30 protein-coding genes and 1 pseudogene are annotated in these 25731 nt (G+C 74.5%); 19 read left to right on the top strand and 12 right to left on the bottom strand.

Annotation, left to right across the window (positions count from 1 at the left end):
* Window positions 1–206 precede the first annotated feature (206 nt).
* From AB0873_RS19335 to AB0873_RS19315, 5 genes are all read left to right on the top strand, one after another.
* Window positions 207–1220, top strand: coding sequence for a TerC/Alx family metal homeostasis membrane protein (locus tag AB0873_RS19335; RefSeq protein WP_366601055.1), 1014 nt, complete (start codon window positions 207–209; stop codon window positions 1218–1220).
* Between the two features lie 79 nt (window positions 1221–1299).
* A complete protein-coding gene (locus AB0873_RS19330; RefSeq protein WP_366601125.1) occupies window positions 1300–1890 on the top strand; it encodes a sulfite oxidase-like oxidoreductase in 591 nt (196 codons plus the stop codon).
* Window positions 1890–2648, top strand: a complete 759-nt coding sequence (locus AB0873_RS19325; protein WP_366601054.1) for a ferredoxin reductase — start codon at window positions 1890–1892, stop codon at window positions 2646–2648. Before AB0873_RS19330 ends, AB0873_RS19325 begins: the two co-directional genes overlap by 1 nt.
* An 18-nt stretch (window positions 2649–2666) precedes the next feature.
* On the top strand, window positions 2667–2960 hold the full coding sequence (locus tag AB0873_RS19320) for a DUF6510 family protein (protein ID WP_155332424.1): 294 nt from the start codon (window positions 2667–2669) through the stop codon (window positions 2958–2960).
* Window positions 2961–3008: 48 nt separating this feature from the next.
* Window positions 3009–3527: a GNAT family protein gene (locus AB0873_RS19315; RefSeq protein WP_155332423.1), complete on the top strand. Its 519-nt coding sequence runs from the start codon at window positions 3009–3011 to the stop codon at window positions 3525–3527.
* Window positions 3528–3563: 36 nt separating this feature from the next.
* Here the strand turns inward: AB0873_RS19315 and AB0873_RS19310 are convergent, their stop codons facing one another.
* Window positions 3564–3725 carry a hypothetical protein gene (locus AB0873_RS19310; RefSeq protein WP_155332422.1) on the bottom strand — a complete coding sequence of 54 codons (162 nt, stop codon included), beginning with the start codon at window positions 3723–3725 and terminating at the stop codon, window positions 3564–3566.
* Between the two features lie 134 nt (window positions 3726–3859).
* Here AB0873_RS19310 and AB0873_RS19305 point away from each other — a divergent pair, with 134 nt between their 5' ends.
* The gene (locus AB0873_RS19305) at window positions 3860–5158 is read left to right on the top strand and encodes an NAD(P)/FAD-dependent oxidoreductase (RefSeq protein ID WP_366601053.1); all 1299 of its coding nucleotides are present in this window, start codon (window positions 3860–3862) and stop codon (window positions 5156–5158) included.
* 88 nt (window positions 5159–5246) lie between these two features.
* On the opposite strand, the pseudogene AB0873_RS19300 reads toward AB0873_RS19305, so the two are convergent.
* Together AB0873_RS19300 and AB0873_RS19295 are read right to left on the bottom strand one after the other, a co-directional pair.
* Window positions 5247–5807 (bottom strand): annotated as a pseudogene (locus AB0873_RS19300) (fused MFS/spermidine synthase); the annotation flags it as partial.
* An 89-nt stretch (window positions 5808–5896) separates the two neighbouring features.
* Entirely contained in the window at window positions 5897–6883 is a 987-nt protein-coding gene (locus AB0873_RS19295; RefSeq protein ID WP_366601052.1) for a DUF2267 domain-containing protein, read from the bottom strand.
* Window positions 6884–7132: 249 nt separating this feature from the next.
* Here AB0873_RS19295 and AB0873_RS19290 point away from each other — a divergent pair, with 249 nt between their 5' ends.
* Window positions 7133–7447, top strand: a complete 315-nt coding sequence (locus AB0873_RS19290) for a hypothetical protein (protein ID WP_155332418.1) — start codon at window positions 7133–7135, stop codon at window positions 7445–7447.
* 86 nt (window positions 7448–7533) lie between these two features.
* Here the strand turns inward: AB0873_RS19290 and AB0873_RS19285 are convergent, their stop codons facing one another.
* Both AB0873_RS19285 and AB0873_RS19280 read right to left on the bottom strand, forming a co-directional pair.
* Entirely contained in the window at window positions 7534–7878 is a 345-nt protein-coding gene (locus AB0873_RS19285) for an STAS domain-containing protein (protein WP_366601051.1), read from the bottom strand.
* Window positions 7879–7934: 56 nt separating this feature from the next.
* Complete coding sequence (locus AB0873_RS19280; protein WP_366601050.1) at window positions 7935–8297, bottom strand: STAS domain-containing protein; 363 nt, start codon at window positions 8295–8297, stop codon at window positions 7935–7937.
* A 246-nt stretch (window positions 8298–8543) separates the two neighbouring features.
* Between AB0873_RS19280 and AB0873_RS19275 the strand changes: the two genes are divergently transcribed.
* From AB0873_RS19275 to AB0873_RS19255, 5 genes are all read left to right on the top strand, one after another.
* Entirely contained in the window at window positions 8544–10292 is a 1749-nt protein-coding gene (locus AB0873_RS19275) for a PP2C family protein-serine/threonine phosphatase (protein WP_366601049.1), read from the top strand.
* Window positions 10289–11320: a cobalamin-dependent protein gene (locus AB0873_RS19270; RefSeq protein ID WP_366601048.1), complete on the top strand. Its 1032-nt coding sequence runs from the start codon at window positions 10289–10291 to the stop codon at window positions 11318–11320. The genes AB0873_RS19275 and AB0873_RS19270 overlap by 4 nt, the downstream gene beginning before the upstream one ends.
* 80 nt (window positions 11321–11400) lie before the next feature.
* Window positions 11401–11757: an STAS domain-containing protein gene (locus AB0873_RS19265; protein ID WP_155332414.1), complete on the top strand. Its 357-nt coding sequence runs from the start codon at window positions 11401–11403 to the stop codon at window positions 11755–11757.
* A gap of 60 nt (window positions 11758–11817) precedes the next feature.
* Complete coding sequence (locus AB0873_RS19260) at window positions 11818–12264, top strand: response regulator (protein ID WP_155332413.1); 447 nt, start codon at window positions 11818–11820, stop codon at window positions 12262–12264.
* Window positions 12265–12444: 180 nt separating this feature from the next.
* Window positions 12445–12936 (top strand): ATPase, encoded by a 492-nt coding sequence (locus AB0873_RS19255; RefSeq protein WP_366601047.1) that lies wholly within the window; start codon window positions 12445–12447, stop codon window positions 12934–12936.
* Window positions 12937–13066: 130 nt separating this feature from the next.
* On the opposite strand, the gene AB0873_RS19250 is transcribed toward AB0873_RS19255, so the two are convergent.
* The 3 genes from AB0873_RS19250 to AB0873_RS19240 all read right to left on the bottom strand — a co-directional run bounded on the left by AB0873_RS19250 (window position 13067) and on the right by AB0873_RS19240 (window position 15658).
* On the bottom strand, window positions 13067–13921 hold the full coding sequence (locus AB0873_RS19250) for a hypothetical protein (RefSeq protein WP_366601046.1): 855 nt from the start codon (window positions 13919–13921) through the stop codon (window positions 13067–13069).
* 285 nt (window positions 13922–14206) lie between these two features.
* On the bottom strand, window positions 14207–14635 hold the full coding sequence (locus AB0873_RS19245) for an OsmC family protein (protein WP_155332410.1): 429 nt from the start codon (window positions 14633–14635) through the stop codon (window positions 14207–14209).
* Between the two features lie 78 nt (window positions 14636–14713).
* Complete coding sequence (locus tag AB0873_RS19240) at window positions 14714–15658, bottom strand: serine/threonine-protein kinase (RefSeq protein WP_366601045.1); 945 nt, start codon at window positions 15656–15658, stop codon at window positions 14714–14716.
* Window positions 15659–15801: 143 nt separating this feature from the next.
* Between AB0873_RS19240 and AB0873_RS19235 the strand changes: the two genes are divergently transcribed.
* The 3 genes from AB0873_RS19235 (at window position 15802) to AB0873_RS19225 (ending at window position 18331) form a co-directional block, all read left to right on the top strand.
* A complete protein-coding gene (locus AB0873_RS19235; RefSeq protein ID WP_366601044.1) occupies window positions 15802–16035 on the top strand; it encodes a hypothetical protein in 234 nt (77 codons plus the stop codon).
* A gap of 66 nt (window positions 16036–16101) precedes the next feature.
* Window positions 16102–16848, top strand: coding sequence for a response regulator transcription factor (locus AB0873_RS19230; RefSeq protein ID WP_366601043.1), 747 nt, complete (start codon window positions 16102–16104; stop codon window positions 16846–16848).
* Window positions 16826–18331 (top strand): HAMP domain-containing sensor histidine kinase, encoded by a 1506-nt coding sequence (locus tag AB0873_RS19225; RefSeq protein ID WP_366601042.1) that lies wholly within the window; start codon window positions 16826–16828, stop codon window positions 18329–18331. The genes AB0873_RS19230 and AB0873_RS19225 overlap by 23 nt, the downstream gene beginning before the upstream one ends.
* Window positions 18332–18618: 287 nt before the next feature.
* Here AB0873_RS19225 and AB0873_RS19220 read toward each other — a convergent pair whose 3' ends face one another.
* Window positions 18619–19473 (bottom strand): arginase family protein, encoded by an 855-nt coding sequence (locus AB0873_RS19220; protein WP_366601041.1) that lies wholly within the window; start codon window positions 19471–19473, stop codon window positions 18619–18621.
* A gap of 37 nt (window positions 19474–19510) precedes the next feature.
* Here AB0873_RS19220 and AB0873_RS19215 point away from each other — a divergent pair, with 37 nt between their 5' ends.
* Window positions 19511–20191: a helix-turn-helix transcriptional regulator gene (locus tag AB0873_RS19215; RefSeq protein ID WP_366601040.1), complete on the top strand. Its 681-nt coding sequence runs from the start codon at window positions 19511–19513 to the stop codon at window positions 20189–20191.
* A gap of 203 nt (window positions 20192–20394) precedes the next feature.
* On the opposite strand, the gene AB0873_RS19210 is transcribed toward AB0873_RS19215, so the two are convergent.
* From AB0873_RS19210 to AB0873_RS19200, 3 genes are all read right to left on the bottom strand, one after another.
* Window positions 20395–20820 carry a hypothetical protein gene (locus AB0873_RS19210; protein ID WP_366601039.1) on the bottom strand — a complete coding sequence of 142 codons (426 nt, stop codon included), beginning with the start codon at window positions 20818–20820 and terminating at the stop codon, window positions 20395–20397.
* On the bottom strand, window positions 20817–21326 hold the full coding sequence (locus AB0873_RS19205; RefSeq protein ID WP_366601038.1) for a SigE family RNA polymerase sigma factor: 510 nt from the start codon (window positions 21324–21326) through the stop codon (window positions 20817–20819). The genes AB0873_RS19210 and AB0873_RS19205 overlap by 4 nt, the downstream gene beginning before the upstream one ends.
* A gap of 141 nt (window positions 21327–21467) precedes the next feature.
* Window positions 21468–21863, bottom strand: a complete 396-nt coding sequence (locus tag AB0873_RS19200) for a VOC family protein (protein ID WP_366601037.1) — start codon at window positions 21861–21863, stop codon at window positions 21468–21470.
* 180 nt (window positions 21864–22043) lie between these two features.
* Here AB0873_RS19200 and AB0873_RS19195 point away from each other — a divergent pair, with 180 nt between their 5' ends.
* From AB0873_RS19195 to AB0873_RS19185, 3 genes are read left to right on the top strand one after another with little or no spacing between them, the layout of a single operon-like run.
* Window positions 22044–22193, top strand: a complete 150-nt coding sequence (locus AB0873_RS19195; RefSeq protein ID WP_168003842.1) for a hypothetical protein — start codon at window positions 22044–22046, stop codon at window positions 22191–22193.
* A 5-nt stretch (window positions 22194–22198) separates the two neighbouring features.
* Window positions 22199–23617, top strand: coding sequence for a methyltransferase (locus AB0873_RS19190; protein WP_366601036.1), 1419 nt, complete (start codon window positions 22199–22201; stop codon window positions 23615–23617).
* A complete protein-coding gene (locus AB0873_RS19185) occupies window positions 23610–25646 on the top strand; it encodes a sulfatase-like hydrolase/transferase (RefSeq protein ID WP_366601035.1) in 2037 nt (678 codons plus the stop codon). The genes AB0873_RS19190 and AB0873_RS19185 overlap by 8 nt, the downstream gene beginning before the upstream one ends.
* Window positions 25647–25731: the final 85 nt, after the last annotated feature.

The raw sequence follows: 25731 nt of genomic DNA, 5'->3' as shown, positions 1-25731 counted from the left end.
TGGCCCTGCCGCACGGTGATCCGCCGGGCTCGGGGCGTACCGCGCTTGGCGGTCGGAAACCGGCTGACCTAACCTTGTGCCACGAGGGGAGTACTTCCCACGAACCATGCCGGTCAGTACGGCGTGCCCGGAGCACGCCTCGGGTGGTTGCCCACGAAAGCGGGTGAAGGAGACCTCGAGCATGACACCGTGTTCGAGGAGGCTCCATGACTGAGTTGTACCTTGCCGCCGATCTCCAGTCGGTCGGCACTCCTACGCTGTGGGCCGTCACCATCGCCGGCGTGCTCGCGCTCCTGGTGCTCGACTTCCTGGTGACCCGGCGACCGCACGAGGTGTCGCTGCGGGAGGCGCTCGGCTGGTCGGCGTTCTACATCGCCCTGCCGCTGGCCTTCGGCGCGTGGATCTGGTCCCGGTACGGGTCGAAACAGGGCATCGACTACCTCACCGGTTACCTGGTCGAAAAGTCGCTGTCGGTCGACAACCTGTTCGTCTTCATGCTGCTGCTGGCCGCCTTCGCGGTGCCCGCCGTGCTCGCCCAGCGGGTCCTGCTCTACGGCATCGCCGGTGCGCTCGTGCTCCGGGCGATCTTCATCGCCCTCGGCGCCGCCGCCCTGCAGACGCTCGACTTCGCCTTCCTGCTCTTCGCCGCCATCCTGCTGGTCACCGCCGTGAAGCTGCTGCGGGATGCGCTCTCCGGCCACCAGCAGGAGGTCGACATCAACAAGATGCGCTCGGTGCGTCTGCTGCGGAGGTTCATGCCGGTCACCGAGGACTACCACGGCACGAGGATGACCGTCCGTATCGACGGCCGGCGGACGCTCACGCCGCTGGCCCTCGTGGTGGTGGCGGTGCTCGCCACGGACGTGGTGTTCGCCGTCGACTCGGTGCCCGCCGTCTACGGCATCACCGAGGACCCGTACCTGGTCTTCGCCACCAACGCGTTCGCCCTGCTGGGCCTGCGGGCGCTCTACTTCGTCCTGCACGCCGCGCTGAGCCGGCTGGTCCACCTCACCTACGGCCTGTCGATCATCCTCGGCTTCATCGGTGTCAAGCTGGCCCTGCACTGGGCGCACGGCATCTGGGCCGGCGTGCCGGAGATCCCCACGCCGATCTCCCTCGCCGTGATCGTCGTGGTGCTCGTGGTGGTCACCCTCACCAGCCTGCGCGCCACCCGCGAGCGCACACCGGGCGAGCGGGAGATCGTCGTCGAGCGTCGGTGACGGTCACCCGCCGCGGGTCCCTTCCCCCGAGCGGGCACGGACCCCCCGCCCGGGGTGGTAGGACTGACGGGTGGGAATCGTGTCACCGGGCTTCCAGGGCCGGCCCCGCTCGGCGGAGCCGGCCCTGCCGCCGGGCCAGTACCTGACCGAGGACTTCCCGGTGCTGTCGGCCGGCCCGACCCCGAAGGTGCCCCTGGACACCTGGGAGTTCGTCATCACCTCGGAGACCGGCGTCGAGTACCGGTGGACGTGGGACGAGATGATGGCTCTGCCGCAGGAGACGGTGACCGTCGACATCCACTGCGTGACCCGCTGGTCCAAGCGCGACACCGACTGGCGGGGTGTCTCCCTGGACACGCTGCTCGGCGGCGTCGACACCGCCGCGCACTACGCGCTGGCCCACTCGTACGGCGGCTACACGACCAACCTGCCCCTGGCCGACCTGCGCGGCGCGCGGGCCTGGGTGGCGCACACGTACGACGGGGGGCCGCTGCACGCCGAGCACGGGGGGCCGGCCCGGCTGCTGGTGCCGCACCTGTACTTCTGGAAGTCCGCGAAGTGGGTGCGCGGCATCCGGCTGGGCACCACCGACCAGCCCGGGTTCTGGGAGACCGCCGGCTACCACGACTACGGCGACCCGTGGCGTGAGCAGCGGTACCAGGGCGACTGATGGCGGCACCGACGGCGGGCGCCCGGGTCGCCCCGCTGACCTGGCGGGTGGGCCGCCTCGTCGAGCGCCGGACGGAGACGCCGACCGCGCAGACCCTCGTCCTGGAGGTCCCCGGCTGGCCGGGGCACCTCGCCGGGCAGCACCTCGACGTGCGGCTCACCGCCGAGGACGGCTACCAGGCGGCCCGGTCGTACTCGCTGGCCGGGCCCGCCGACGGGGACCGGATCGAGCTGACCGTGCAGCGGGTGCCCGACGGCGAGGTGTCGCCGTACCTCATCGACACGTACGCCGTGGGGGACCCGGTGGAGGTGCGCGGCCCGGTCGGTGGCTGGTTCGTGTGGCGGCCGGCGGAGACCGCTCCGGTGCTGCTGGTGGGGGGCGGGTCGGGGGTCGTACCGTTGATGGCGATGGTCCGGGCCCGGCGCGCCGCCGGCAGCCGCGCGCCGTTCCGGCTGCTCTACTCCGTCCGCACGCCGGTGGACGTCTTCTACGCCGACGAGCTGCGCCGCCGGGTCCGCGACGACTTCGGCCTCGACGTGGCGTACGTGTACACCCGGGAGGCCCCGGAGGGCTGGCGGGGGTCGCCGCACCGCATCGGCCTCGCCGACGTCAACACCCACGGCTGGCCACCCGACCTGCAACCGCTGTGCTACGTCTGCGGCCCGACCGGCTTCGTGGAGACGGTCGCCGACCTGCTGGTCGGCCTGGGACACGAGACCCGCCGGGTGCGGACCGAACGGTTCGGGCCGACCGGCTGACCCGCCGAGAGGGAAACCATGACCGAGATGTCCTACCTGGACGGCAACATGCTGGACGGGCCGCTGCGGGAACTGTTCGCGGTCGACCTGAGCTCCGCCACCGGCCGCTGCGAGAACTGCGGGATGGTCGGCCCGTTGGCCACGCTCCAGGTGTGGTCGCACGCCCCCGGCCTGGTGGCGCGCTGCCCGAACTGCACCGCGGTGATGCTGCGCCTGGTGCGCGCCCCCGACCGCGCCTGGCTGGACCTGCGGGGCAGCACCTTCCTCCAGGTGCCGATGCCGCTCGACCAGCCGCACCCGCGTCCGCTCTGACCGACGCCGGGTGGACACCGGCGCGACGAGCGGCCAGAGTGGGGCGCCGTGAGGTACCTGTGCAGCGACGGGCGGGTGGGCATCCGCCGTCCCCGTCCCACCGACGAGGCCGAGTTCGTCGCCGCCGCCCGCCGCAGCCGCGAACTGCACCACCCCTGGCTGTCCGCGCCCGACGACGCGTCGGCGTACGCCGCGTACCTCGCGAAGCTGCGCCGCCAGGACCACTCCGGTTACCTGATCTGCGACCGGGCGAGCGGCGCCATCGCCGGGTACGCGAACATCAGCGGCATCATCCTGGGCGCGTTGCGCGGCGGCTTCCTCGGCTACGCGGCCTTCCTGCCGTACAGCGGCACCGGGCACGCCTCGGCCGGGATCGGCCTGGTGGTGCGGCACGCGTTCACCGCGCTCGGGCTGCACCGGCTGGAGGCCAACATCCAGCCGGGCAACGAGGCGTCCCGCCGGGTGGCCCGCAAGCTCGGCTTCCGGCTGGAGGGCTACTCGCCCGACTACCTCTACGTCGACGGGGCGTGGCGGGACCACGAGCGCTGGGCGATCACCGCGCCCTGACCTCGCTGGTCCGGCCTCCGGGAAGGCCGGACCGGGTCACCGACCGGGACCGCGGGCTTCGCGGCGTTGACCTCCCAGGCTCTCGATGTGGCCCTCCTTGTGCTTCACCCGACGGCGCTGCCGTGGGGTGAGCTGCGTACGGCCGCTCTGCCGCAGGTACGTCGGCACCCGCCGGTCGTTCGGTGTCGGCTCGCTCATACGGCGCTCCCTTCCCGTCTCGTGGTGGAACAAGGGTGCGCCCCCCTCGGGTGAGTCGTCCTCACCCGGGACGGGTGAGGACGAGCGCCGGACCGGCACGTTTGTCCCGGGTGTCGGTGGGAACGGCAGCGGGCATGACGAAGCCTCGTGTGGTGATCGTGGGGGCCGGGTTCGCCGGGTACCACGCGGCGAAGACGCTCAGCCGCCTGGCGAAGGACCGGGCCGAGATCGTCCTGCTGAACGCGACCGACTACTTCCTCTACCTGCCGTTGCTGCCCGAGGTCGCCGCCGGCGTGGTGGAACCGCGACGGCTCTCCGTGCCGCTGACCGGCACCCTCGACGGGGTCCGCGTCGTCATCGGCGAGGCCGACCACGTCGACCTCCAGAACCGCTGGGTCGGCTTCACCCAGCCGGAGGGGGAGCGCAACCGGATCGCGTACGACCGTCTCGTGCTCGCCGTCGGCAGCGTCAACAAGCTGCTGCCCATCCCCGGGGTGACCGAGTACGCCACCGGCTTCCGCAGCCTGCCCGAGGCCGTCTACCTGCACGACCACGTCGTGCGGCAGATCGAGCTGGCCGAGCAGGCCACCGACCCGGCCGAGCAGCGTGCGCGGGCCACCTTCGTGGTGGTGGGCGCCGGCTACACCGGCACCGAGGTGGCCGCCCACGGGCAACTCTTCACCGACCGGCTGTCCGCGCAACGGCCCCGCCTCAAGATCCGGCCCCGGTGGATGTTGCTCGACGTGGCGTCCCGGGCGCTGCCCGAGCTGGACCGGAAGATGTCGGACACCGCCCACCGGGTCCTCGACCGGCGCGGCGTCGACGTGCGCATGGGCACGTCGGTGGGCGTCGCCACCGCCGACGGGGTGAAGCTCACCGACGGCGACTACATCCCCACCTGCACGCTGGTCTGGTGCGTGGGCGTCCGCCCGGACCCGTTCGTCGCCCAACTCGGCCTGCGCACCGAGAAGGGTCGCCTGGTGACCGACGAGTACCTCACCGTCCCCGGCTTCCCCGAGGTGTACGCGTGCGGCGACGCCGCCGCGGTGCCCGACGTGACCCGGCCCGGGGAGGTCTGCACGATGACCGCGCAGCACGCGCAGCGGCAGGGCAAACTCGTCGCCCACAACATCGCGGCGTCGTACGGGCAGGGCAAGCGCAAGCCGTACAAGCACCACGACCTGGGCTGGGTGGTCGACCTCGGCGGACGGGACGCCGCCGCCAACCCGCTGCAGGTGCCCCTGTCCGGGCTGCCCGCCAAGGCGGTCACCCGCGGCTACCACCTGCTCGCGATGCCGGGCAACCGCGCCCGGGTGGCCTCCGACTGGGTGCTCGACGCGACGCTGACCCGCCCCGCGGTGCAGCTGGGCCTGGTGCCCGCCAACGCCGTGCCGCTGGAGAGCAGCTCACCGGAGGTCCCCGCCCGCGTGTAAGGAAGGGCCCCCGTTTAACGCCTCGCGTTGTAAAGGGGTCCCTTCCTAACCGCCGGCCGGGTCGGTGCGGGGGCGGGCGCCCGCGACGAAGGCGTCGCAGTGTCGCCGCCTGCACGCGGGCGTGGACCAGCGGGGGAAGGTCGGTGACGTTGACCAGGTGGATGCCGTCCGGGCGCAGCACCCGGGCCACCTCGGCGGCGAACCCCACCGTGGCGACGTGCGGCGGCATCCGGGCCGCCCGGTAGATGTCGGCCAGCACCAGGTCGTACGCGCCGTCGGGGGCGGCGCTGACCGCCTCGCGGGCGTCAGCCACGTGGATCTGGACCGGCGGGGGCGGGAGTTCCCGCGTCACCAGCTCGACGACCGCCCGGTCCCGCTCGACGACCACCTGTGTCGACCCGGGGCGGGTCGCCGCGAGGTAGCGCGGCAGCGTCAGCGCGCCGCCGCCGAGGTGCAGCGCCCGCACCGGCCGGCCGGCGGGTGCGGCCAGGTCGATCACGGCGGCCATCCGGCGGACGTACTCGAAGTGCAGGTACCGCGGATCGGCGACGTCGACGTACGACTGCTCGACGCCGGCGGCGAGGAGGGTGCGCCCGGTGGGCCGGGCCGGGTCGACGACCAGTTCGAGCCGGTCGTCGGGGGCGTCCATGAGAGGGCACGCTAGCCCATGCCGAGCGGCGTGCCGCGCAGCGCCGGCGCCGGCCGGCGAGGCGGGAGCCCGCCGGCCGGCGAACGCGGTCAGCCGCTGTTCATCCCGGCGCCCACCTCGTCGATCGCGTCGTCGACGGCGTGCGCCAGGTCGACGTCGGGGGCGGTCACCGAGCGGTCCTGCCGGGACCGGACGGTCGCCACGGTCACGATGGCGGTGTTACCGTCCGGCCGGGCGATCCGCGGTCCGCGACCGGTCTGCTGCTTGAGCAGGTCGAGGCGGTCGAGGACGCGGTCGAGATTGTCCGCCGGCAACACCACCGTCCGCGACAGCCCGTTCACGTCACCGGACCAGTACGGCAGATCGGCCAGCGCCTCGCGCACCTCCGCCTCGCCGAGCGGAGGTGTCGAGGTGGTGGCGCCCACCAGACCGCCCCCGGGTTCAGGTGGGGCGAGCAGGTCCCGCAATCCGTCCGGGACGTGCAGTGACTCGACCAGGTCACCGTCCCGGTCGGCCAGCGCGGCGAGGGTCGCCTCGGCCTGGTAGCGGGCCTGTTCCGGGGTACGGCCGCTGAGCCGGCTTACCTCGGCCAGGAAACCGGGCAGGTCGGCGTGGGTCTCGACACCGTCGACCGGCGTGACGTCGTGCAGGGACATCGGCACCGCGTCCAGCAGCCGACGGCGCTCCGCCTCGCCGAGCGCCCAGGCCAGGACCAGCACGGTCGCCTCCGCTCCCACCTTCGCGGTCCGGAAATCCACCCCGGCCCGGCGGCCCACGTCGTCGACGAGTTCGCGGTAGCCGATGGTGGTCACTCCCGGGGAGGCCGTACCGGGGTCCGCCATCGGCCGGGGGTTCTCCGGGATGCCGGTCGGGGGCGGTGCGGGACCACCGCGCGTAGCGTCCGGTTTGCGACGACCCGCCGGGGGCGGCCCGTTCCGTCGTCCCTGGTCGAGGCTGGTCAACTGCTTCGACGCGCTCAGGCTGGCACCGGTCTCGCTGGGCCGCATGCCGCGTTCCCGGGCCTGGCGGGCCAGGGCGCGGCGGCGCTGGCTGTCGCCCTCCATCTGCTTGCGCATGGTGACACCTCGCTTCCGCTGGTGTTCCCTCGCTTTCCAGCCGGTCGCCTTCCCGCCGCCGCCGACCAGGAAACGGACGCCGCCGGCCACGAAAGGGACACGCCGCCGGCCACGAAAGGGACAAGCGGCCGGCCCGGCCCGACCGGGTACGAGCTTCATCCGGCGCGGGTGAGGGACGGTCACCCGGCCGGGCCGGACGATCGCAGCGGACCGGGAACCTCCGAGGCACACCCGGAAGGGAAGGTCGTGATGAAGAGGATCGTCGAGATCGTCCCCGCCCGACCCGGCTGGTACGCGCGCTGGCAGCTCGCCCCCGGCGACACGCGCTGCTACCCGGTCAGCCTGTGGGCGCTGCTGGAGGAGGCCGACGGCACCGGCCGCGAGGTGATCGGCGTGGACTGTGTCGGGCAGTGGCCCGGGGCGGACGACAACGAGGCGGGTGGGGAGTTCGTCCGCTACCTCTTCCAGACCCCCGACTCCGGCGCGCCCGACGACGTCGAGCCGCCACCGGACGTGCCCGAGCGGGCGACCGGACCCCGCCGGCAGGCGGTGCCCGCACCCTGAGCATCACTCCGGCCCCCGGCCCCTGGTCCCAGGGTCGGGGGCCATCCCCTGGGCGGCGCGAGCCGGCCCGCTTGCGCAGGCCGCGGTCAGCCGGCCTGGCGCAGGTCGTCGTCCCCGGTCCGCTCGACGGCCAGCAGCTCGACCAGGCCGGTGCGGTCCAGCAGGTTCTGAAGTTGCGGGCTCACGCCGGTCAGGCGGACCGGGCCGGTGCCGGCGCGGTGCACCACCACCAGGGCGCTCAGGCCGGACGAGTCGCAGAGGCCGACCCCGCCCAGGTCGATCAGGAGCTCGTGGTGGCCGTCCCGGCGCGCCTCGGCGGCCGCCTCGACGAGCTCCGGCGCGGTCTCGAAATCCAGGTCGCCGGTCAACCGGAGGCGGGCGCACCCGGCGTCGAGTCGGGTCACCTCGATCGGCAACAGCCGCGGCCCCATGCCTCCATGTTCCCAGTCGCGCACCGATTGGCAACTGTGGGGGCGGCGTCGGCGATTCACGCCGGGGCGGTCGGTTGTTCCGCGGGGTCGCCCGTGGCGGGGCCGCTGTCGGTGATCGGACGCGCGAGCAGGCCCGTGACGCCGGTCAGGTCGAGGATCGTCGCCAGGAACCGGGGCACCGTGCGCAGTTCGAGGACCGTGCCCCCGGCCTGCCCCTCCCGCCACGCGTGCACGATCACGCCCAGGCCGGTGCTGTCGATGAAGCGCAGGTCGGCGAAGTCGAGGACGAGGGCGGCCGGGGCCTCGGCGAGGACGCGGTCGACCTCGGTCCGCAGCGGGGCGGCGGTCGTGTACGCGAGGTCGCCGGCGACCCGGATGAGCGGGGCGTCCGGATCCGACCGATCGACGGTCATGCTCATCGGCGCGGGCTCCGGGTTCCTCCCATGGCCTAGCACGATCACGCCTTTCCGCAGGCTGCCGGTCGGCAAGCGTCCCCGGGAGGGTAGCAACACCCGCTCGACGCCGCCGGGGGCCGAGTCGCCCGCCCGGCGAGGGCGTGGGGTGGCGGTACCGGCGTACCGGCGTAGGGTGGGGACGCAGAGATTTGACCACAAGCGTCGGTTCCCGGCGCGGTGCGGGTGTCGACGAGGAGTGGGGCTCAGCTGGTGACTGCTGCCGACGTCAGGGGTCAGGACCCGGGCGACGGGCGGATCTCCACGCCGACTGCCGCACGGGCTCCGGCGTGGCCCGCCGGCACCCCGGCTCGTCCCATCCGCGCCCGTCCGGCACTCGCGCCCGACCCCGCCCCCGTCGCACCCGTGTGGTCCGAGGTCGTCGAGCACGTCCGGGAGGGCCTCGTCGTCTGCGACGCCGACGGTGTCGTGCGGCACGTCAGCCCGGTCGCGCAGCGGCTGCTCCCCGAGGTGACGGCTGGTGCGTCCCTCGCCGTTCCCGGGCTCCTCTCCGGCGACTTCACCCACCACGGCCGCCGGCTGCGGTCCCGGCGGGTGGCGTTGTCGTCCGGCCGCTCCTGCTGGTACGTCGAGGATGTGACCGAGACCGCCGCCCGCGCCGACGCCCTGCTCGCGGAGCGGGCCCGGTCGGCGTTCCTCGCGGTGGTCGGCGAGAAGCTCGGCAACCCCCTGCACCCCGACCGCGCCGCCGCGGCGGTCGTCCGGCTGGCCGTACCCACCCTCGGGGAGGTGGCGGTCCTGGTGCTGGCCCCCCGTGCCGGACGGGTCCGCTGGTGGCGCGCCTCGCGGGCCGACGACGAGACACCCACGGTCGACAGCGGTGCCCTCCCCGCGACCCACCTGCCGCCGGCCGTCGTTCAGGGGCTCGAGGGCACCGAGCCGCACGCGGTGGACTGGCTCGTCGAGCAGGCCGTCGACGCGGGCTGGCTGCCCGGCCCCGCCTCGACCGGCATGTGCGCCCGGGTGGTGCCGTTGCCCGGCCGGGACGCGCCGGCCGGGGTGCTGCTGGTCGTCCGGTGGGCGGCCCGGTGGTACGAGGACGCCGACGTGGACCTGGTCCGGGCGTTCGCCGCGCGGGCCGGGGCGGCGTTGACGACCGCGCTGCTCTACCGCGACCAGGCCGAGGTCGCCGACACCCTCCAGGCCAGCCTGGTGCCGGTGGAGCCGGCCGCGGCCACCGGCGTCCAGTGGGGCACCGCGTACCGCCCGGCGCAGGCCGGGCTGCGCATCGGTGGCGACTTCTACGGCTCGCACCGGCTGCCCGACGGCGGGTCGGTCTTCTTCCTCGGCGACGTGTCCGGCAAGGGCGTCGAGGCGGCCGTGTTCACCGGCCAGCTACGCCAGTGCCTCCACGCGCTGCACCGGGTCGAGACGCACCCGGGGCGGCTGCTCAAGCTGCTCAACGACGCCCTGTTGGAGACCACCCAGGCGCACGACCGGGGGCGGTTCGCGACCATGGTGCTCGGGGTGGTCCGCCCGTGCCGGGACGGCGGCCTGACGCTGACGCTGGCCGGCGGCGGTCACCTGCCGCCGCTGGTCCTGCGCAACTCCGGCGAGGTCGAGCAGGTGCCGCTGCGCGGGATGCTGGTCGGCGTCGTCCCGGACCCGCGCATCGGCGAGCAGACGGTCCACCTCGACGCGGGCGAGACCTGCCTGCTCTACAGCGACGGCGTGACCGAGGCCCGGGGCGGGCGCCACGGGCACGAGCAGTTCGGCACCGACCGGCTCGTCACCGCCGTCACGGGGTGCCAGCGCATGCCGGCGCCGGCCCTGGCCGAACGGGTCGAACAGGTCACCTGTGACTGGCTGGCCGACGGGGACCACGACGACATCGCCGTGCTCGCGCTCCGCGCGACCGGCCCGGCCGGGCGTACGCCCCGGCACCTGCACGCCGTGCCCGACCAGGCGGCGACGGACGAGGAGAGGGAGCCGCGCGGGTGACCGCCTCGACCACCGCGGCCGGCCCGGCCGCCGCCTGGTCCCGCTATCTGCACTGCCTCGCCGAGGCCGACGAGTACGCCGCCGTCGAGGTGGCGACCCGCCTGCTCGACGACGGGCTGTCCGCCGAGCGGGTGCTGCTCGATCTGGTCGCCCCCGCCCAGGCCGAGGTGGGGGACCGCTGGGCCCGCAACGAGTGGAGCGTGGCGCAGGAGCACGCCGCCACCCACATCAGCGAGCGGGTGGTGGCGGCCGTCGCCGCGTACGCCGGTTCGCGCCCGACCCGTGGTCGGATCGTCGTCGCGTGCATGGACGGCGAGTGGCACGCGTTGCCGCCCCGGCTGATCGCGGAGGTGCTGCGCCTGCGCGGCTGGCAGGTCACCTTCCTCGGCGCGAGCGTGCCGGCGGCGCACCTGGTGTCGTACCTGCACCGGCACGACGCGCACGCCGTCGCGCTGGCCTGTGCGCTGCCGATGCGGCTGCCGCAGGCGCACCGCATGATCGAGGCGTGCCGCCGCTCCGACGTTCCCGTGGTCGTCGGCGGGCGGGGCTTCGGCGCCGACGGGCGGTGGGCGCGTCGGCTCGGGGTCGCCTGGGCGCCGGACGCGCCGTCGGCGGCGGACCTGGTCGCCGACGAGCGGGCGCTGCGGCGGACCCCGCCCGCGGAGCTGTCCCACCTTGCCGACGACGAGTACGCGAGCCTCGTCAAGCGGCGCGGGGAGTTGGTCGACTCGGCGCTGGCGGACCTGCGGGAGCGGACGCCGGCGACCCGGGAGTACACGCCCGCCCAGGTGGACTCGACGGTGAGCGACCTCGGGTACGTGGTCGATTTCCTGGCCGCCGCGCTCTACGTCGACGACGGCACGCTCTTCACCGAGTTCGTGGACTGGCTGGTCGACATCCTCGCCAGCCGGGGCGTGCCGGCGCCCGCGGTGGGGCTGACGCTGACGCACTACGCAGAGTCGCTGCGGGATTTCCCGCGGGCGGCACGCTTCCTCGACGCGGGTCGCAAGGTCGTCGCCGCACGGTAGATCACGTCGGCTGCTGCGCGGGCACCTGTGCGTATACTTGCCCCGCTGCAAATGTCCACGGTCGACCGAGGGAGACCACCGTGACGTTCTCCGTCACGTACGCCGAACGCGACGGGGACACGACCCGCGTGTGGCTCTCCGGCGAGCTCGACCTGAGCACCGCCGGCGAGCTCAACGCCGTGCTGGACCGGCTGTCCGAGGCGGGCGTGCACCGGTTCCTGGTCGACCTCAGCGACCTGGCCTTCTGCGACTCCACCGGGATCGCCGCCTTCGTCCGCGCCGACAACCGCGCGGCCGCCCGTGGCGGCTGGCTGCGGCTCACCGGCGCCACCGGGCGGGTGCACCGGGTGCTGCAGGTCACCGGTCTGGCCGAGGTGCTGCGACACGACTCGGACACCGGCAACCCGGGCGTGACGGTTGATCCCTCGATCGGCTAGATTTCCCCGCCAGCACGGTGACCGCCAGGTCCCCGCTCCACCGACACGAAGCAGGTAACGATGGGTCCAGAGAGCCCGAATCCGGTGCGTATCCTGGTGGTGGACGACGACCCTGGTGACGTGCTCATGATCGAGGAGGCGCTCGCCGACTCGGACGTCGAGAAGGTCATCGACGTGGTCGGCGACGGCCAGGAGGCGATGGAGTTCCTGCGGCGCACCGGCCGGCACACCGAGGCCCGGCGGCCGGACGTGATCCTGCTCGATCTGAACATGCCGCGGATGGACGGGCGGCAGGTGCTGGGCCAGGTCAAGGGTGACGCGGACCTGCGGACCATCCCGATCGTCGTGCTCACCACCTCCAACGCCGACACGGACATTCTCGGCAGCTACACCCTCCAGGCCAACGCGTACGTGACGAAGCCGATCGACCTGGACGACTTCAACGACGTGGTGCGTCGCATCGACGAGTTCTTCGGCCGGGTGGTCGTGCTGCCCAAGCGGCCCTGACGCTCCTCGGGCGACTCGGCGCATTGTCCACGCCGGGCCGCCGGCCGGCACCCCACGACGCGCCGGGGCGCACCGGCCGCTCGCATGCTGAACATTTTTCCCGAACCCCCTCGGCGGCCGTCCGCAGCGCCGAGGATCAAGGGCGGGGGAAGACGTACCAGCTGCCTGGGGGGCGACAGTATGAGGTTCTCCGTCGTTGAGCTCGGCTACGACCAGCGGCAGGTGGATTACTGCCTGGATGAGCTCGGTATCCGGTTGATGCGGCTCGCGGTGCGGGCCGAGGGCGCCGTGGGGACCGGACGGGAGTGGGACGAGATCCGCGAGGAGGCGGCGGGCCTGTGCGGCCTGCTCCAGCGACTCGACATCGGCGACGGGACCCGCCGCTTCGGCAACGGGGTCGAGCGGGAGGCCGCCGAACTGCTCGCCCAGGCGCGGTACGAGCTCGACGCCGCCCGGGAGGAGGCCCGGCAGGTGCGCGAGCGGGTCTACGAGGAGGCGGTGCAGGCGCGCCGCGAGTTCGAGGCGGCGCTGCACGCCCGCCGCCGGCGCGAGGCCCGGGTGGACGAGATCCTCGGTGGGGTGGCCGCGGAGCCGGTCCCGGCGGACACGCCGACCGCCGCCGCGGCGACCACGGGCAACCGGGGCCGGCTCTTCGGCCGCGCGGCCCGCTGAGACGCGCCACCGCCACGGGGCGGCGGCCGGCGGACGGCCGCCGGGCGGCCGGTGCCTGACCTCGCCGGTCACCGCTCCGATCCCGCCCGGCGAGCGCGGCGAGGTGCCGCCCCGCGCCGGGCGCCGACGGTCAGGTGAGCGCGTCGACGATGGTGGTGGCGCGCATCTCGTGCTGGGCGTACGCGTCCGGGAAGGCGGAGACCTGCACGGCCTGGGCGGCGCCGGCGACGCTCATCGCCTGCCAGCCGGGGATCTCCAGCAGCGCCTCGTAGAAGGCCCGCGCGGCGTACGACGGGCGCATGAGCTGCGCGACGGTGCCCCAGCCGCTGCTGGGCCGCTGCTGGAACAGCCCGACGGAGTCGTGGTCCCAGCCGGTGGCCTGGTAGGGGTGGTTGAACGAGTCGGGCACCCCGCCGTTGGCGTAGTTGAGCAGGGTGCTCTCCTGCATCGCGGTGGCGATGGCGACGACCAGGGCCCGGCGGGGCATCTTCATGTCGACGCCCACGTCGACAATGATCTTGGCGTTGTCCATCTGCATCTGGGTCAGGCCCGCCACCGGGCGCGGCCGGGCCGGCTTGGTGGGCTTCGGCTTCTTCGGCGCCTTCTTCTTGGTGGCCGAGGGGGAGGGCTTGGGCTTGGGCGTCGGGCTCGCGCTGGTCGGTACGGGGGAGGCGGCCCGGTCCAGCGAGCGGGAGGCGCGCTCGTCGGCGACGGCCCGGTCGGCCACCGCCTCGGCGACCGGGGTCCGGTCGGTCTGGGCGAGGCCCCGCGTGCCGGTGACGGCGACCACGCCGAGGCAGCAGGTCACACCGGTGGCGAGGGCGATGCGTACGGGGGTCGACGCGAGCAGCGCCCGTCGGCCGCGGCTGGGCGCCTCGGTGGCGCGATGCCGGCCGATCGTCCGTTCGGCTGAGGCGGCATCGGCGGACCGGTCTTCCGGTCGCGTCTCGGTCGTCTTCTGGTCGAAGGTGTCGTCGGGGTGCACCCGCCGAGGCTAGAAAGCGGATCGTGGGTTGCCACCGGCACCCTTTGGTGGCATGCGTCACAATTCGCGGCAATGGCCTGGGCGAAGAGTATGAGGCGACCAGCAATGCCACTTTCCGGCCCTGTCTGTCATGTCGGATATGAGGCCGACAACGGCTAGGAAGGGCACGAAAGATGGATCTTGGTCACCGTGGGACGGGTGCGGCACACCCATCGGCCGAACGGTGGACCACCCATCAGGCGTACGGGCCACGGATCGCCGGTCGGACGTGCCGGCGAGCCGGTGTCAGTGCCGGCCGTTCTCCGCCGGAGTCACCGTCAGCCGGTGCCGGCTACCGTCCCCGGAGGAGAACGGCCAGAGCCGATCCGCGTGCTCGACCAGCTCGTCCAGCTGCTTGCGGGTGAGCCCGGCGGACGAGATGGAGGCGTGCACGTCGGCCAGGTACCGTCCCTCGCCGTCGCGACCGAGCTTCGCCTCCGCCCGTACCTGCACGGTGTGCGCCTCGTCGGTGATGTCCCCGGCCGCCTCGACCGCCGCGTGGTGCAGGCAGGAGGCGAAGGCGGCGGCGAGCAGTTGCGAGGGTGTCAGCCCCGTACAATGCTGTGCCAGTGGAGACGCCAGGGCGGTGGACAGACTGCCGTCCTCGGTGCGGACATGGCCGCCCTCCGCGGTCGCGGCGGCCGTCTCGTCGAGCCAGGAACTGTGGTGCGACATCGCGTTCCTCCCGTCACTCACCGGCCCGGCTACCCGGCGCCCGGCCGGTGAAACCGCACCGGACCGTGACGGCGCAGGTCAGCCCCGGTGCCACTCGGGAACGGGCGCCGCCTCGGTCGCCTCGGCCGCCGCCTGCTCCGTCCAGCGGGACACCGGCGCCGTCCGTTGCCGGGGCGGCACCGGCTGCCGCATCGGCACGTAGACGCGGGCGTCGACGGCCTCGGCGAGCAGCAGCGCGGCCATCAGGCTGGTCGGCCGGCGCTTCGGATCGTCGGACAGGCAGCGGGCGCACAGGTCCGCGACCTCCGGCGGCAGGCCCGCGATCTGCGGCAGGGGCGCGGGCGGCTGCCGTCGCCGTACCCCGAACAGCTCGGTGGCCGTCCCGGCGGGGTACGGCAGGTGCCCGGCCAGGCAGTAGTAGAGAAGGACGCCGACGGCGTACATGTCGGCGGCCGGCGTGGCGGGCTCCCGGTCGAGCTGCTCCGGGGCCAGGTACGCCGGTGTACCCAGCACGATGCCGTCCGGCACCTCGTCGGGGACGCCGGAGGGCGTGGCGATGCCGAAGTCCAGCACCTTGACCCCGGACGGGGTGAGCATCACGTTCGCCGGCTTGATGTCGCGGTGCACGATGCCGTGCGCGTGCGCCGCGGCGAGGGCCGCGCTCACCTCCGCGCAGACCCGTACGGCGATCCGCCAGTCGAGCGGCCCCGCCCGCAGGTGGACGGCGAGGGTCTCGCCCTCCGCCAGCTCCATCACGATGTACGGCACCTGCCGCTGCGGCGAGGACGAGGCGGTGCCGAAGTCGTGGACGCTGGCGACGTTGGGGTGGACCAGGCGGGCGGCGGAGCGTGCCTCCGCGCGGATGCGCTCCACCGACGGGTCCTCCCGGTCCTCGCGGGCCGGCGCGATCAGCTTGACGGCGACCGGACGGTCGAGCACCTCGTCGTGGGCCGACCAGACCTCCGACATCCCGCCGACGCCGATGCGCTGTTCGAGCCGGTACCGCCCGTCCAGCGTCCTCATCGACCGCTCCTCTGCTCCTGTCCGACCTGCTTCGGGGTGCCGGTACCCCGGCTCCGATCAGGGCAAACCGCCGCGGGATCGGCCGGCGTCGGTCCCGGGTGCGGTAGCTTGCGAGCCGAGAGGCGTGTACCGATGGAGGCGGGATGAGCGACGTGACCGTACGCTTCGTCGGCGGGCCGGCCCACGACGTGATCCGCGCGCTGCCGGCCGACCCGGACGGCGCCCCGCCGGCCCGCTGGGTCCTGCGCCACCCCGACGGCGGTGGCCCGACGGTCACCGGAGCCCCGGACCACCTCTACGAGCGGGACCGGCCGGACGCCTCCGGGACCTGGACGATGCGGTTCGTCCACACCTACCCGGTGGGGATGTCCGAGTAGGCGCGCACAGCGCGGACACAGGAAACGCACACACGCGGCACAGCGGACCCGCCCACGATGGGGGTCATGGTGACCAACGAGCAGGTCGGCCCGGTCCGGGTGGAGCTGCGCCGTCCCGACGGGCAGCCCGTCCGCGTCCTGGTGGTCGACGACGAGGCGACCCTGACCGACCTGCTGTCGATGGCGCTGCGCTACGAGGGCTGGCAGGTGCGTACCGCGGGCAACGGCATGGCGGCGCTGAGCGCCGCCCGCCAGTTCCAGCCGGACGCGGTGATCCTCGACGTGATGCTGCCCGACCTGGACGGCTTCGCGGTGCTGCGCCGGCTGCGGGAGGTGTACCCGACCGTGCCGGTGCTCTTCCTGACCGCGCGGGACGCCGTCGAGGAGCGGATCGCCGGGCTGACCGTCGGCGGCGACGACTACGTGACCAAGCCGTTCAGCCTGGAGGAGGTCATCGCCCGCCTGCGGGCGCTGCTGCGCCGCTCCGGCTTCGCGGTCGCCGCCCGCGCGGAGGCGGTGCTCACCGTCGGGGACCTCACCCTCGACGAGGACAGCCACGAGGTGCGCCGGGACGGCCAGTTGATCACCCTGACGGCGACCGAGTTCGAACTGCTGCGGTACCTGATGCGCAACCCGCGCCGGGTGCTCAGCAAGGCGCAGATCCTCGACCGGGTGTGGAACTACGACTTCGGCGGCCAGGCCAACGTCGTCGAGCTGTACATCTCGTACCTGCGGAAGAAGATCGACGCCGGTCGCAAGCCGATGATCCACACCCTGCGCGGCGCGGGCTATGTCCTCAAGCCCGCCGAGTGAGCGCGCGGGCCGGCTGCGCCGGTGGCTGGCCGGCTGGTCGCTGCGCACCCGGCTGGTGGTCATCCTGCTCGCCCTGCTCGCCGTGGTCAGCGTCGCCATCGGCGGCATCACGACGGTGGCGCTGCGGCACTTCCTGATCGAGCAGGTGGACGACCAGCTCACTCTCGACGATCGCCGTCCGGGCGGGCCGCCGCCCTGGTTCGGTACCGACCGGTGGCGGCAGTCCGGGCAGCAACCCGGCACCGGGCCGGAGCCGCCACCCACCTTCCGGCCGGGCTCGGTGGCGGCGCGCGTCGTCGGTGACGACCTCACCGCCGCGCGGATCCGAACCGACGCCGGCACCGTCGAGACCGTTCCGGTCGCCGAGGTCACCGCGTTGGCGCGGGTGCCCGCCGACGGGCGGCCGCACACCGTCGACCTGGGCGACCGGGGGGAGTACCGGGCGGTGGCCCGCGAGATCACCGACGTGACCGTGCTGGTCTTCGCGATCCCCCTCGCCGACGTGCGGGAGACAGTCATGTGGATGGTCGCCGCGCAGGCCGCCGTCGCCGGGGCCGGACTGCTCGCCGCGGGCGCCGCCGGCGCACTCATCGTCCGGCGTACCCTGCGCCCGCTGCGGCGGGTCGCCGCCACCGCCGGCCGGGTCAGTGAGCTGCCCCTCGACCGGGGCGAGGTGGCCCTGTCGGTCCGGGTGCCGGACGCCGACACCGACCCGCGCACCGAGGTCGGGCAGGTCGGCGCCGCACTCAACCGCATGCTCGGGCATGTCGCCGCCGCGCTCGCCGCCCGGCAGGCCAGCGAGACCCGGGTACGCCAGTTCGTCGCCGACGCGAGCCACGAGCTGCGTACCCCGCTCGCCGCCATCCGGGGGTACGCCGAGGTGGCCCGACGTGGCCGGGACCGGGTACCGCCGGACGTGGCGCATGCCCTGCGCCGGGTGGAGTCGGAGAGCACCCGGATGACCAGCCTCGTCGACGACCTGCTCCTGCTCGCCCGGCTCGACTCGGGCCGGCCCCTCGCGGTCGAGCCGGTGGACCTCTCCGCCCTCGTGGTGGACGCGGTCAGCGACGCGCACGCCGCCGGGCCGGAGCACCGGTGGCAGCTCGACCTGCCGGACCAGGTGGTCCGGGTGCCGGGCGACCCGGCCCGGCTGCACCAGGTGCTGGCCAACCTGCTGGCCAACGCCCGGGTGCACACCCCGGCGGGCACCACCGTCACCACCGCCCTGGCCGTCGAGCCGGACGCCGCGGTGCTCCGGATCACCGACGACGGCCCCGGCATCCCCGCCGACCTGCGCTCCGACGTCTTCGAACGGTTCGCGCGCGGCGACAGCTCCCGGTCCCGGGCGCACGGCAGCACCGGCCTCGGCCTGGCCATCGTCGCCGCGGTGGTGGCGGCGCACCACGGCGCCGTGTCGGTGCAGAGCCGGCCGGGCCGGACGGTGTTCACCGTGCGGCTGCCCCATCCCACCGCGGACGCATAGCCGGCACACGGGGCCGGGCCGTCGGCACGGTCGCGTCCCGGCCCGACCGGCGGCGCTGCCGCGGTCGTGCGCCTCCACCAGCGGCATGACCGTCTTGAGGCTGCCCTGGAAGCCGGCGCCGAAGCCCACACCGCCGAACGCGAGGCCGACGAAGAAGCCGGGGACGGACTCCGTCATGACCGACACCAGCGTGAGTCGAGCAGGAACAGGGAGGCGTTCGGCGACAGGCGCCCCGATCCGGCGATCCCCATCCGGCTGACCTCCTGACCTGCGAGCGGCGGCCGTGCCTAGTCGGCCATCACCTCGGCGAGGACCTCGACGACCCGTTCCGCGTGGCGGCCGTCGGGGTCCTCGTCGGCGTTGAAGTCCGCGAGGCTCATCCCGAGCAGGCGACCCGACCGCACCATCGGCCTGATCAGGGCGGCGACGTCCGGCCAGTCCAGCCCACCCGGCTCCGGGTAGGTGACGGCCGGCAGCACCAGCGGGTCGAGCACGTCCAGGTCGAGGTGCAGCCAGGCCGGCCCGGCGCCGTCGGCGGCCAGGTCCCGGCCCGCGGCCGCGGCGGCCTCCCCGCGCAGCCGGTCCGCCGTCACGACGTGGATCGCCGGGTCGAGCCGGGCCGCCTCCCGCACCCCGGCGGGCTCGTGGGACGGCCGGTAGCCGAGCACGTGCACCTGGTCCGGGTCGACCAGCGGCCCCTCCCGGTCGAGCACCCCGGCCGGGCCGTGGTCGGTGACCAGCGACAGGTCCATGTCCGCCGCCTCCCCGGTGAGGGAGGTGATGCCGTCGTAGAAGTCGAGGTGCCCGTCGAGGAACCAGAGCGTGAACCCCGACGGCAGCCCCTGGAGGACGCCCGGCAGGATCGCGCAGTCACCCCCGACGACCAGCGGCACGTGGCCGGCGTCGGTCAGCTCGGTCACCCGGGCCGCGATCGCCCGCCCGGCCCGGCGTACCTGGTCGGCGCCCACCATCCCGGTCTCCGGGTCGCGGACCGGGTCGGTGATCACCGTGTCGATCGCGCCCACGTCCCGCGCGTCCAGCCGGTCGACCAGACCGGCCGCGCGTAGGGCGACCGGTGCCCGCCGTTCGCCCCGCCCCCGGCCGGAGGAGTCGAGCGGCGCGTCCACCACCGACCATCGCACAGCTTCCGAGGCTAGTCGGGCGTGGCAGGCTGGGGGCGTGTACCGGGAACGTCCCGCCGGAATCGCCGGCGCCGTGCTCTGGACCAGCACCGTACCGGCCGGGGCGGCGCCCACCCGGGTGCTGCCCGACGGCTGCGTCGACCTCCTCTGGTCCAGCCGGGCCGGGTTGCTGGTGGCCGGCCCGGACCGCACCGCCTTCGTCAGCGTGAACCCGCCGGGGGAGCGGTGGGTGGGGCTGCGGCTGCCACCGGGCGCCGGGCCGGCCGTCCTCGGCGTACCGGCGGTGGAGTTGCGGGACCGGCGCGTCCCCGTCGCCGCGCTCTGGGGCGACCGGGCCGCCGCGCGGCTCGCGGCCCGGGCCGGCGACTCCCCGGCTCGGGCACTGGTCGAGGTGGCCGCCGCCCGGCTGCGCGAGGCGGGTGGCCCCGACCCGCTCGCCGCGTGGGTGACCGCCGCGCTGGGCGCCGGCGCCACGGTCGGCGCGGTCGCCGCCGCGGCCGGGCTCGACCCGCGCGCCCTGCACCGCCGGTCCCGGCGCCTCTTCGGGTACGGCCCGAAGACCCTGGCCCGGATCCTGCGGTTGCAGCGGGCGCTGGCCCTGGCGCGTGCCGGCACGCCGCTGGTCGAGGTGGCGGCCCGGACGGGGTACGCCGACCAGGCCCACTTCAACCGGGACGTCCGGGACCTGGCCGGGGTGCCGCCGACCGCGCTGCTCTGACGGGTTGGGCCGGCGCGGCCCGACATGTTCGCGTGGAACGGGTTCCGGGCCCCCAGGACAGGCTCTTCCTGTATCAACCTTGCCAGCTCCTGGCGTGACCCCTGAGCCCCTCGGGTCGCGCAATGGCGGCAGTCGGGCGGGCGACCACCTCGCCCGACAGCCGCTGTCCGGGCGGGAAGGCGGCTGTCGGGCGCGTCGGTGGATCAGCGCTGCGGGCTGGGTGACGGGATGGGTGCGGTGGGCCACGGGGTGGGCCTGCCGGGCGGCGGGAACGCGGGGCTCGTGGACGGAACGGCGGCGGTTGGCGCCGGCGGTGGCACGCTGGCCGCCGGGATGGGCGGGGCGGATGGCGTCGGCGGCGGCACGCTGGCCGCCGGGGTGGGCGGGGCGGTTGGCGCCGGCGGGCGCGGGGCGGCCGGGCGCGGCGCGTCCCCGCCGGTCGCGGCGACGGCGAGCGGCGCGGCGATGAGCACGGCGGCGAGGGTCCCCGCCACGCCGAGCGCCGCGGTGGCGCGTCGGCGGTTCCGGGCCCGGCGTTCCGCCGGGATCAACTGGTCCTGCACTGTGGGTGCCTCCTCGGCCAGGTCGGAGAGGGTGGCGCGGATGAGATCCTCGATCGGCGTGGTCACGGCCGTACCTCCAGGAGTTCGACGTCCGGCAGGAGCTGCCGCAGCCGGCTCACCGCCCGGTGGGTACGGCTGCGTACCGTGCCGACGGTGCAGCCCAGCGCCTCGGCCACCTGGGTCTCGGTGAGGTCCTCGTAGTAGCGCAGGACCACCACCGTGCGCTGGGCCGGCGGCAGGTGACGCAGTGCCGCCCGCATCGCCAGGCGTACGTCGGTGCCGCCGCTCGGGTCTTGCTGGACCGCCTCGTCGGCCCCGGTGAGCGCGATCTCCCGCCGTCGGCGCAGCCGCCGCCACCAGCTCACCTGCTCCCGGTACATGACCGTGCGCAGGTACCCCTCCGGGTCGGCGTGCCGCAGCGTCCGCCACTTCGGGATGGTCCTGGCCAGCGCCGACTGGAACAGGTCCTCGGCGGCGTGCCGGTCGCCGGTGAGCAGGTACGCGACCCGCATCAGCGCCAGCGTACGGCTGGCCACGAACTCGGCCAGCCGGGCCCGGTCGTCTTCTTCCACGCACCCTCCCGCACTTCTCTGTCACCGATACAGACGCCCCAGCTCAGGCCAGCTATCCACAGCCCGGCAACGGATTTCGCCGCTCCAGTGACAGGCATGGCGAGACTCGTCTCACCCTCCCGTCCCGACACCACTCATGGGCTAGCCGGACAGGGGTGCGAACAGGTCCACGCCGTTGCCGTCCGGGTCGTGCAGCACCGCGTACCGCTGTCCCCAGAAGGCGTCCCACGGCTTGCGGTGGCCGTGGTACCCGGCCTCGGTGAGCTCGGCGTACCAGCGGTCGACCTCGGTGGGGTCGGCGCAGCGGAAGGCGAGGTTCATCCGGGGGCTGCCGGTGGGCGGTGTCCAGTCCGGGTCGAACGAGCGGATGGTGTCGACGGTGTCCCAGGCGAGTCGGACACCGCCGGGCAGGGTCACCTCCACGTGCGGCTCGGACTCCGCGCCGGGCGGGATGTCGAGGCCGAGCCGGCGGTAGAAGTCCAGGGTGCGGGCCATGTCGGTGACGGCCGTGCCGATCAGGTCGAAGCGAGGTGTCATGCCGGCCACGGTAGGGCCCGCGGCGACGTCCGGTCTTGGACGGATCGGACACCGGGTGCCCGGTCTCGCCCTCGCCGGGGCGTCTTTCCGCGTACTGTGACCGACAAGTCAGGCGTACCGGGTCAAATCCCTCAGGAGGATGCTCCGGTGCGCCGAGGGTCGATACGGAAGGAGCGGTCGGTGAACCATCTGGCGTACCTGGACGCGGGTTCCGGCAGCCTGATCGTGCAGGCGGTGGTCGGCGGCGTGGCCGGCGTCGCGGTGGCGGCCAAGCTCTACTGGCGGCGCCTGGTGGACCGGTTCCGCAAGCAGCCCACCGACCAGCACTGACCGGCATGGCGTACCCCGACACCGGCCTGCGGGCCGAGCCGGCGTCCTTCCGCGACCCGGCGAACCGCGTCTACCACCACGGCGAGGAGGTGCTGCGGGTACTGGACGAGCGGGCCGCCGCCGAGTGGCGGGCGCTCGCCGCCAGCGACTTCTTCCCCGCCCTGCTCGCCGAGGGCAGGGTGTGCGGCACCGAGCCCGTCGAGACCGTACCCGTGCCGCAGGGCTGGGCCGCCGTGCTGCGCCACGAGCGCATCCCGTTCGTCTCCCACCCGTACGAGTGGTCGCACGCCATGCTGCGCGACGCGGCCCTGCTGCACCTGGAGATCCTGCGTGCGGCGCTGCCGGCCGGCTTCACCACCAAGGACGGGTCCGCCTACAACCTCCAGTGGCGCGGCGCGCAGCCGGTCTTCATCGACGTCGGCTCGTTCACGCCGGCCCGAGACGGCGAACCGTGGGCCGGCTACCGCCAGTTCTGCCAGACCCTGCTCTACCCGCTGATGCTCGGCGCCCACCTCGGGCTGGACTTCCAGCCGTGGCTGCGGTCCCGGGTCGACGGCATCGAGCCGGACGAGATGCGCCGCCTCTTCGCCGGCGGACGCCGGCTGCGGCCCGGCGTGTTCGCCCACGTGCACCTGCACGACGCGATGCGGCGCCGCAACGCCCGGGCCAGCACGGCCGACGTCCGCACCCAGTTGCGCGCCGCCGGCTACTCGCGTGAGCTGGCCCTGGCCACCGTACGCGGACTCGAACGCCTGGTCGGCCGCCTGGACCGGCAGCCGCCCGCCAGCCACTGGATCGACTACCAGCGCACCTGCGGCTACAGCGCCGCCGACCGGGCGGCCAAGGAGAGCTTCGTCGCCGGGTCGCTGGCCGCCGGGCCCCGCGCCCGCCTCGCGCTCGACCTCGGCGCCAACGACGGGCGCTACGCCCGCCTCGCCGCCGACCACGCCGACTACGTCGTCGCCGCCGAACAGGACCCGGCGGTGGTGGACCGGCTGTACCGGGCGCTGCGGGCCGAGGGGGAGCGGCGCATCCTGCCGCTGGTGATGGACCTTGCCGACCCGTCCCCGGGCGGGGGCTGGCGGGGCGTCGAGCGGGCCGCCTTCGCCGACCGGGCACGGGCCGACGCGGTGCTCGCCCTGGCCGTGGTCCACCACCTGGCGATCGGGCGCAACGTGCCCCTGCCCGAGGTGGTGGACTGGCTCGCCGGCTTCGGCGTGCCCGGCGCCCGGCTCGTCGTGGAGTTCGTCCACCCGGAGGACCCGATGGCCGGCCGCCTGCTGGCGAACAAGCCGGACGGGCTGTTCCCCGACTACCGGCGGGACGAGTTCGAGCGGCTGCTCGGGGCCCGTTGCCGCATCGAGAGCCGCCTCGACCTGCCCTCGGGCACCCGGACGCTCTACCGGGCGGTCGTGGGTGGCTGACCCGGCCACCCCGCCCGATCCACCGGGCCGGCGGGCCGTACGGCTGCGGGCCGGCTGGCGGGCGGAGCGCGGCCGGCTGCTGGAGATCACCGCCCTGGTCGGGCTCGCGGTCACCCAGCCGCTGCTGGACGTCCTGGGCCGCAGCCCGGACTTCTTCCTGTTCCATCGCGCCGACCGGGGTGAGATCCTGCTGCTGGTGGCGCTGGTCGCGCTGGTACCCACGCTCGCGGTGGGGCTGCTCGGCGCGGTGTCCCGCCTCGCCGGAGCACGCGTCCGGGCGGCGACGCACACCACCCTCGTCGGCCTGCTGGTCGCGGCGCTGGCGGTGCAGGTCGGCCGGTCCGTCACCACGCTGCGGGGCGCGTCGCTGCTGCTCGTCGCCGTCGTGGCCGGTGCCGGCGGCGCGGTGGCCCACCGGCGCTGGCGGGGACCCGGGCGGGTGCTACGCGTGGCGGCGGTGGGGCCGCCGATCTTCGTCGGGCTGTTCCTGCTCGCCTCGCCGACGTCGGCGGTGGTCCTGCCACGTGGCGAGGGCGGGGCCGCCGGGGTCGCCAACGGGGGCCGCCACCCGCCGGTGGTGATGCTGATCCTCGACGAGCTGCCCCTGGTCTCCCTGCTCGGCCCCGATGGGCGGGTGGACGCCGCCCGGTTCCCGCACTTCGCGGAGCTGGCCGCCGGGTCGACCTTCTACCGCAACGCGACCGGCGTGAGCGGCTGGACGCCGTACGCGATGCCGGCGATGCTGTCCGGGCGCTATCCGACGACCGGGGCCGCGCCGCACTACTCCCAGCACCCGGACAACCTGTTCACCGCCTTCGGCGGCCTGTACGACATCCGCGCCGAGGAGAGCATCACCCGGCTCTGCCCACCCAGCCGCTGCGAGCGCCGGGTGACACCGGAGCAGGGGATCGGTGTGCTCGTCCGGGAGAGCGCGGAGCTGCTGGCCCGCCTCGCCGCGCCCGTCGACAGCCGGGTCGACCCCCAGGACTCCTACCGCGAGCGCACCGCCGCCGAGGCGGGCGTCGACGCGGCCGAGCCGGTGCCGACCGACCCGAAGTTCCGGTGGGACCGGCTGAACGCCAACCAGCCGGCCCGGTTCACCAGCTTCCTCGCCGGCCTGCAGCCGTCGGCCACGCCGACGCTGCACTTCCTGCACCTGCTGATGCCGCACTCGCCGTGGGCGTACCTGCCCTCCGGGATGCGCTACGAGGCGCCCGAGGACTTCCCGAACGTGGGGGCGGGCTGGATCGAGCTGGCCCGGCAGCGCCACCTGGCCCAGCTCGGCTACACCGACCGGCTGATCGGCGAGACGCTGCGCACGCTGCGGGCCACCGGCCTGTACGACCAGGCGCTGCTGGTGGTGACCGCCGACCACGGGGTCAGCTTCACGAGGGGCGCGCAGGGGCGGGGCATGGACGCGATCCGGGCCGCCGTCGACGAGGTCGCCTGGGTGCCGCTGTTCGTCAAGTCGCCGGGGCAGCGCGCCGGTCGCGTCGACGACCGGAACTGGCAGCACGTCGACCTGCTGCCCACCGTCGCCGACGAGGCCGGGATCCGGGTGCCGTGGCCGGTCGACGGCCGCTCCGCCCGGCAGGCGCCGCGGGACGACCCGGGCAAGCTCTTCTACGACCGGCCCGCCCAGGGCACCCCCATCTCCGGCGGGGTGCCGGCCGCGCCGCCGCCACCCTCCCCGCACCCGCTGATCGGCACCCCGGTGGGGAACCGGCCGACGGCCGGCTCGGCCCGCGTCGGCGACCTCGCCGCGTTCCGGGACGTGGACCCGGACACCGGGCGGCTGCCCGCGCTGGTCTGGGGCGACCTGCCCGACTCCGTGCCCGACGGCACACCGCTGGCCGTCGCGGTCAACGGCCGGGTCGCCGCGGTCGTTCCGGTGGTTCCCCGGGACGCCGGCGGTCGCCGCTTCGCCGCCCTGGTCGCTGACGACCGGCTGTTCCAGGCCGGGGCGAACCGCCTCGACCTCCTCCTCGTCGCCGCCGACGGTACGCTGACCCGCCTCGCGCTCTCCTGACCCGCGCCGGCCCGACCGGGGTTTCCCAGCCGGCTGGTCGGGAATCGGGTGACGCATACCTCACCGGAGAACCACCGCGGGCGGT

Origin of the sequence: Micromonospora sp. NPDC047707, from assembly GCF_040704235.1 — a bacterium.
In the GTDB taxonomy this organism is placed as follows: domain Bacteria; phylum Actinomycetota; class Actinomycetes; order Mycobacteriales; family Micromonosporaceae; genus Micromonospora.
This window is presented reverse-complemented; position numbering and strand designations above follow the sequence as displayed.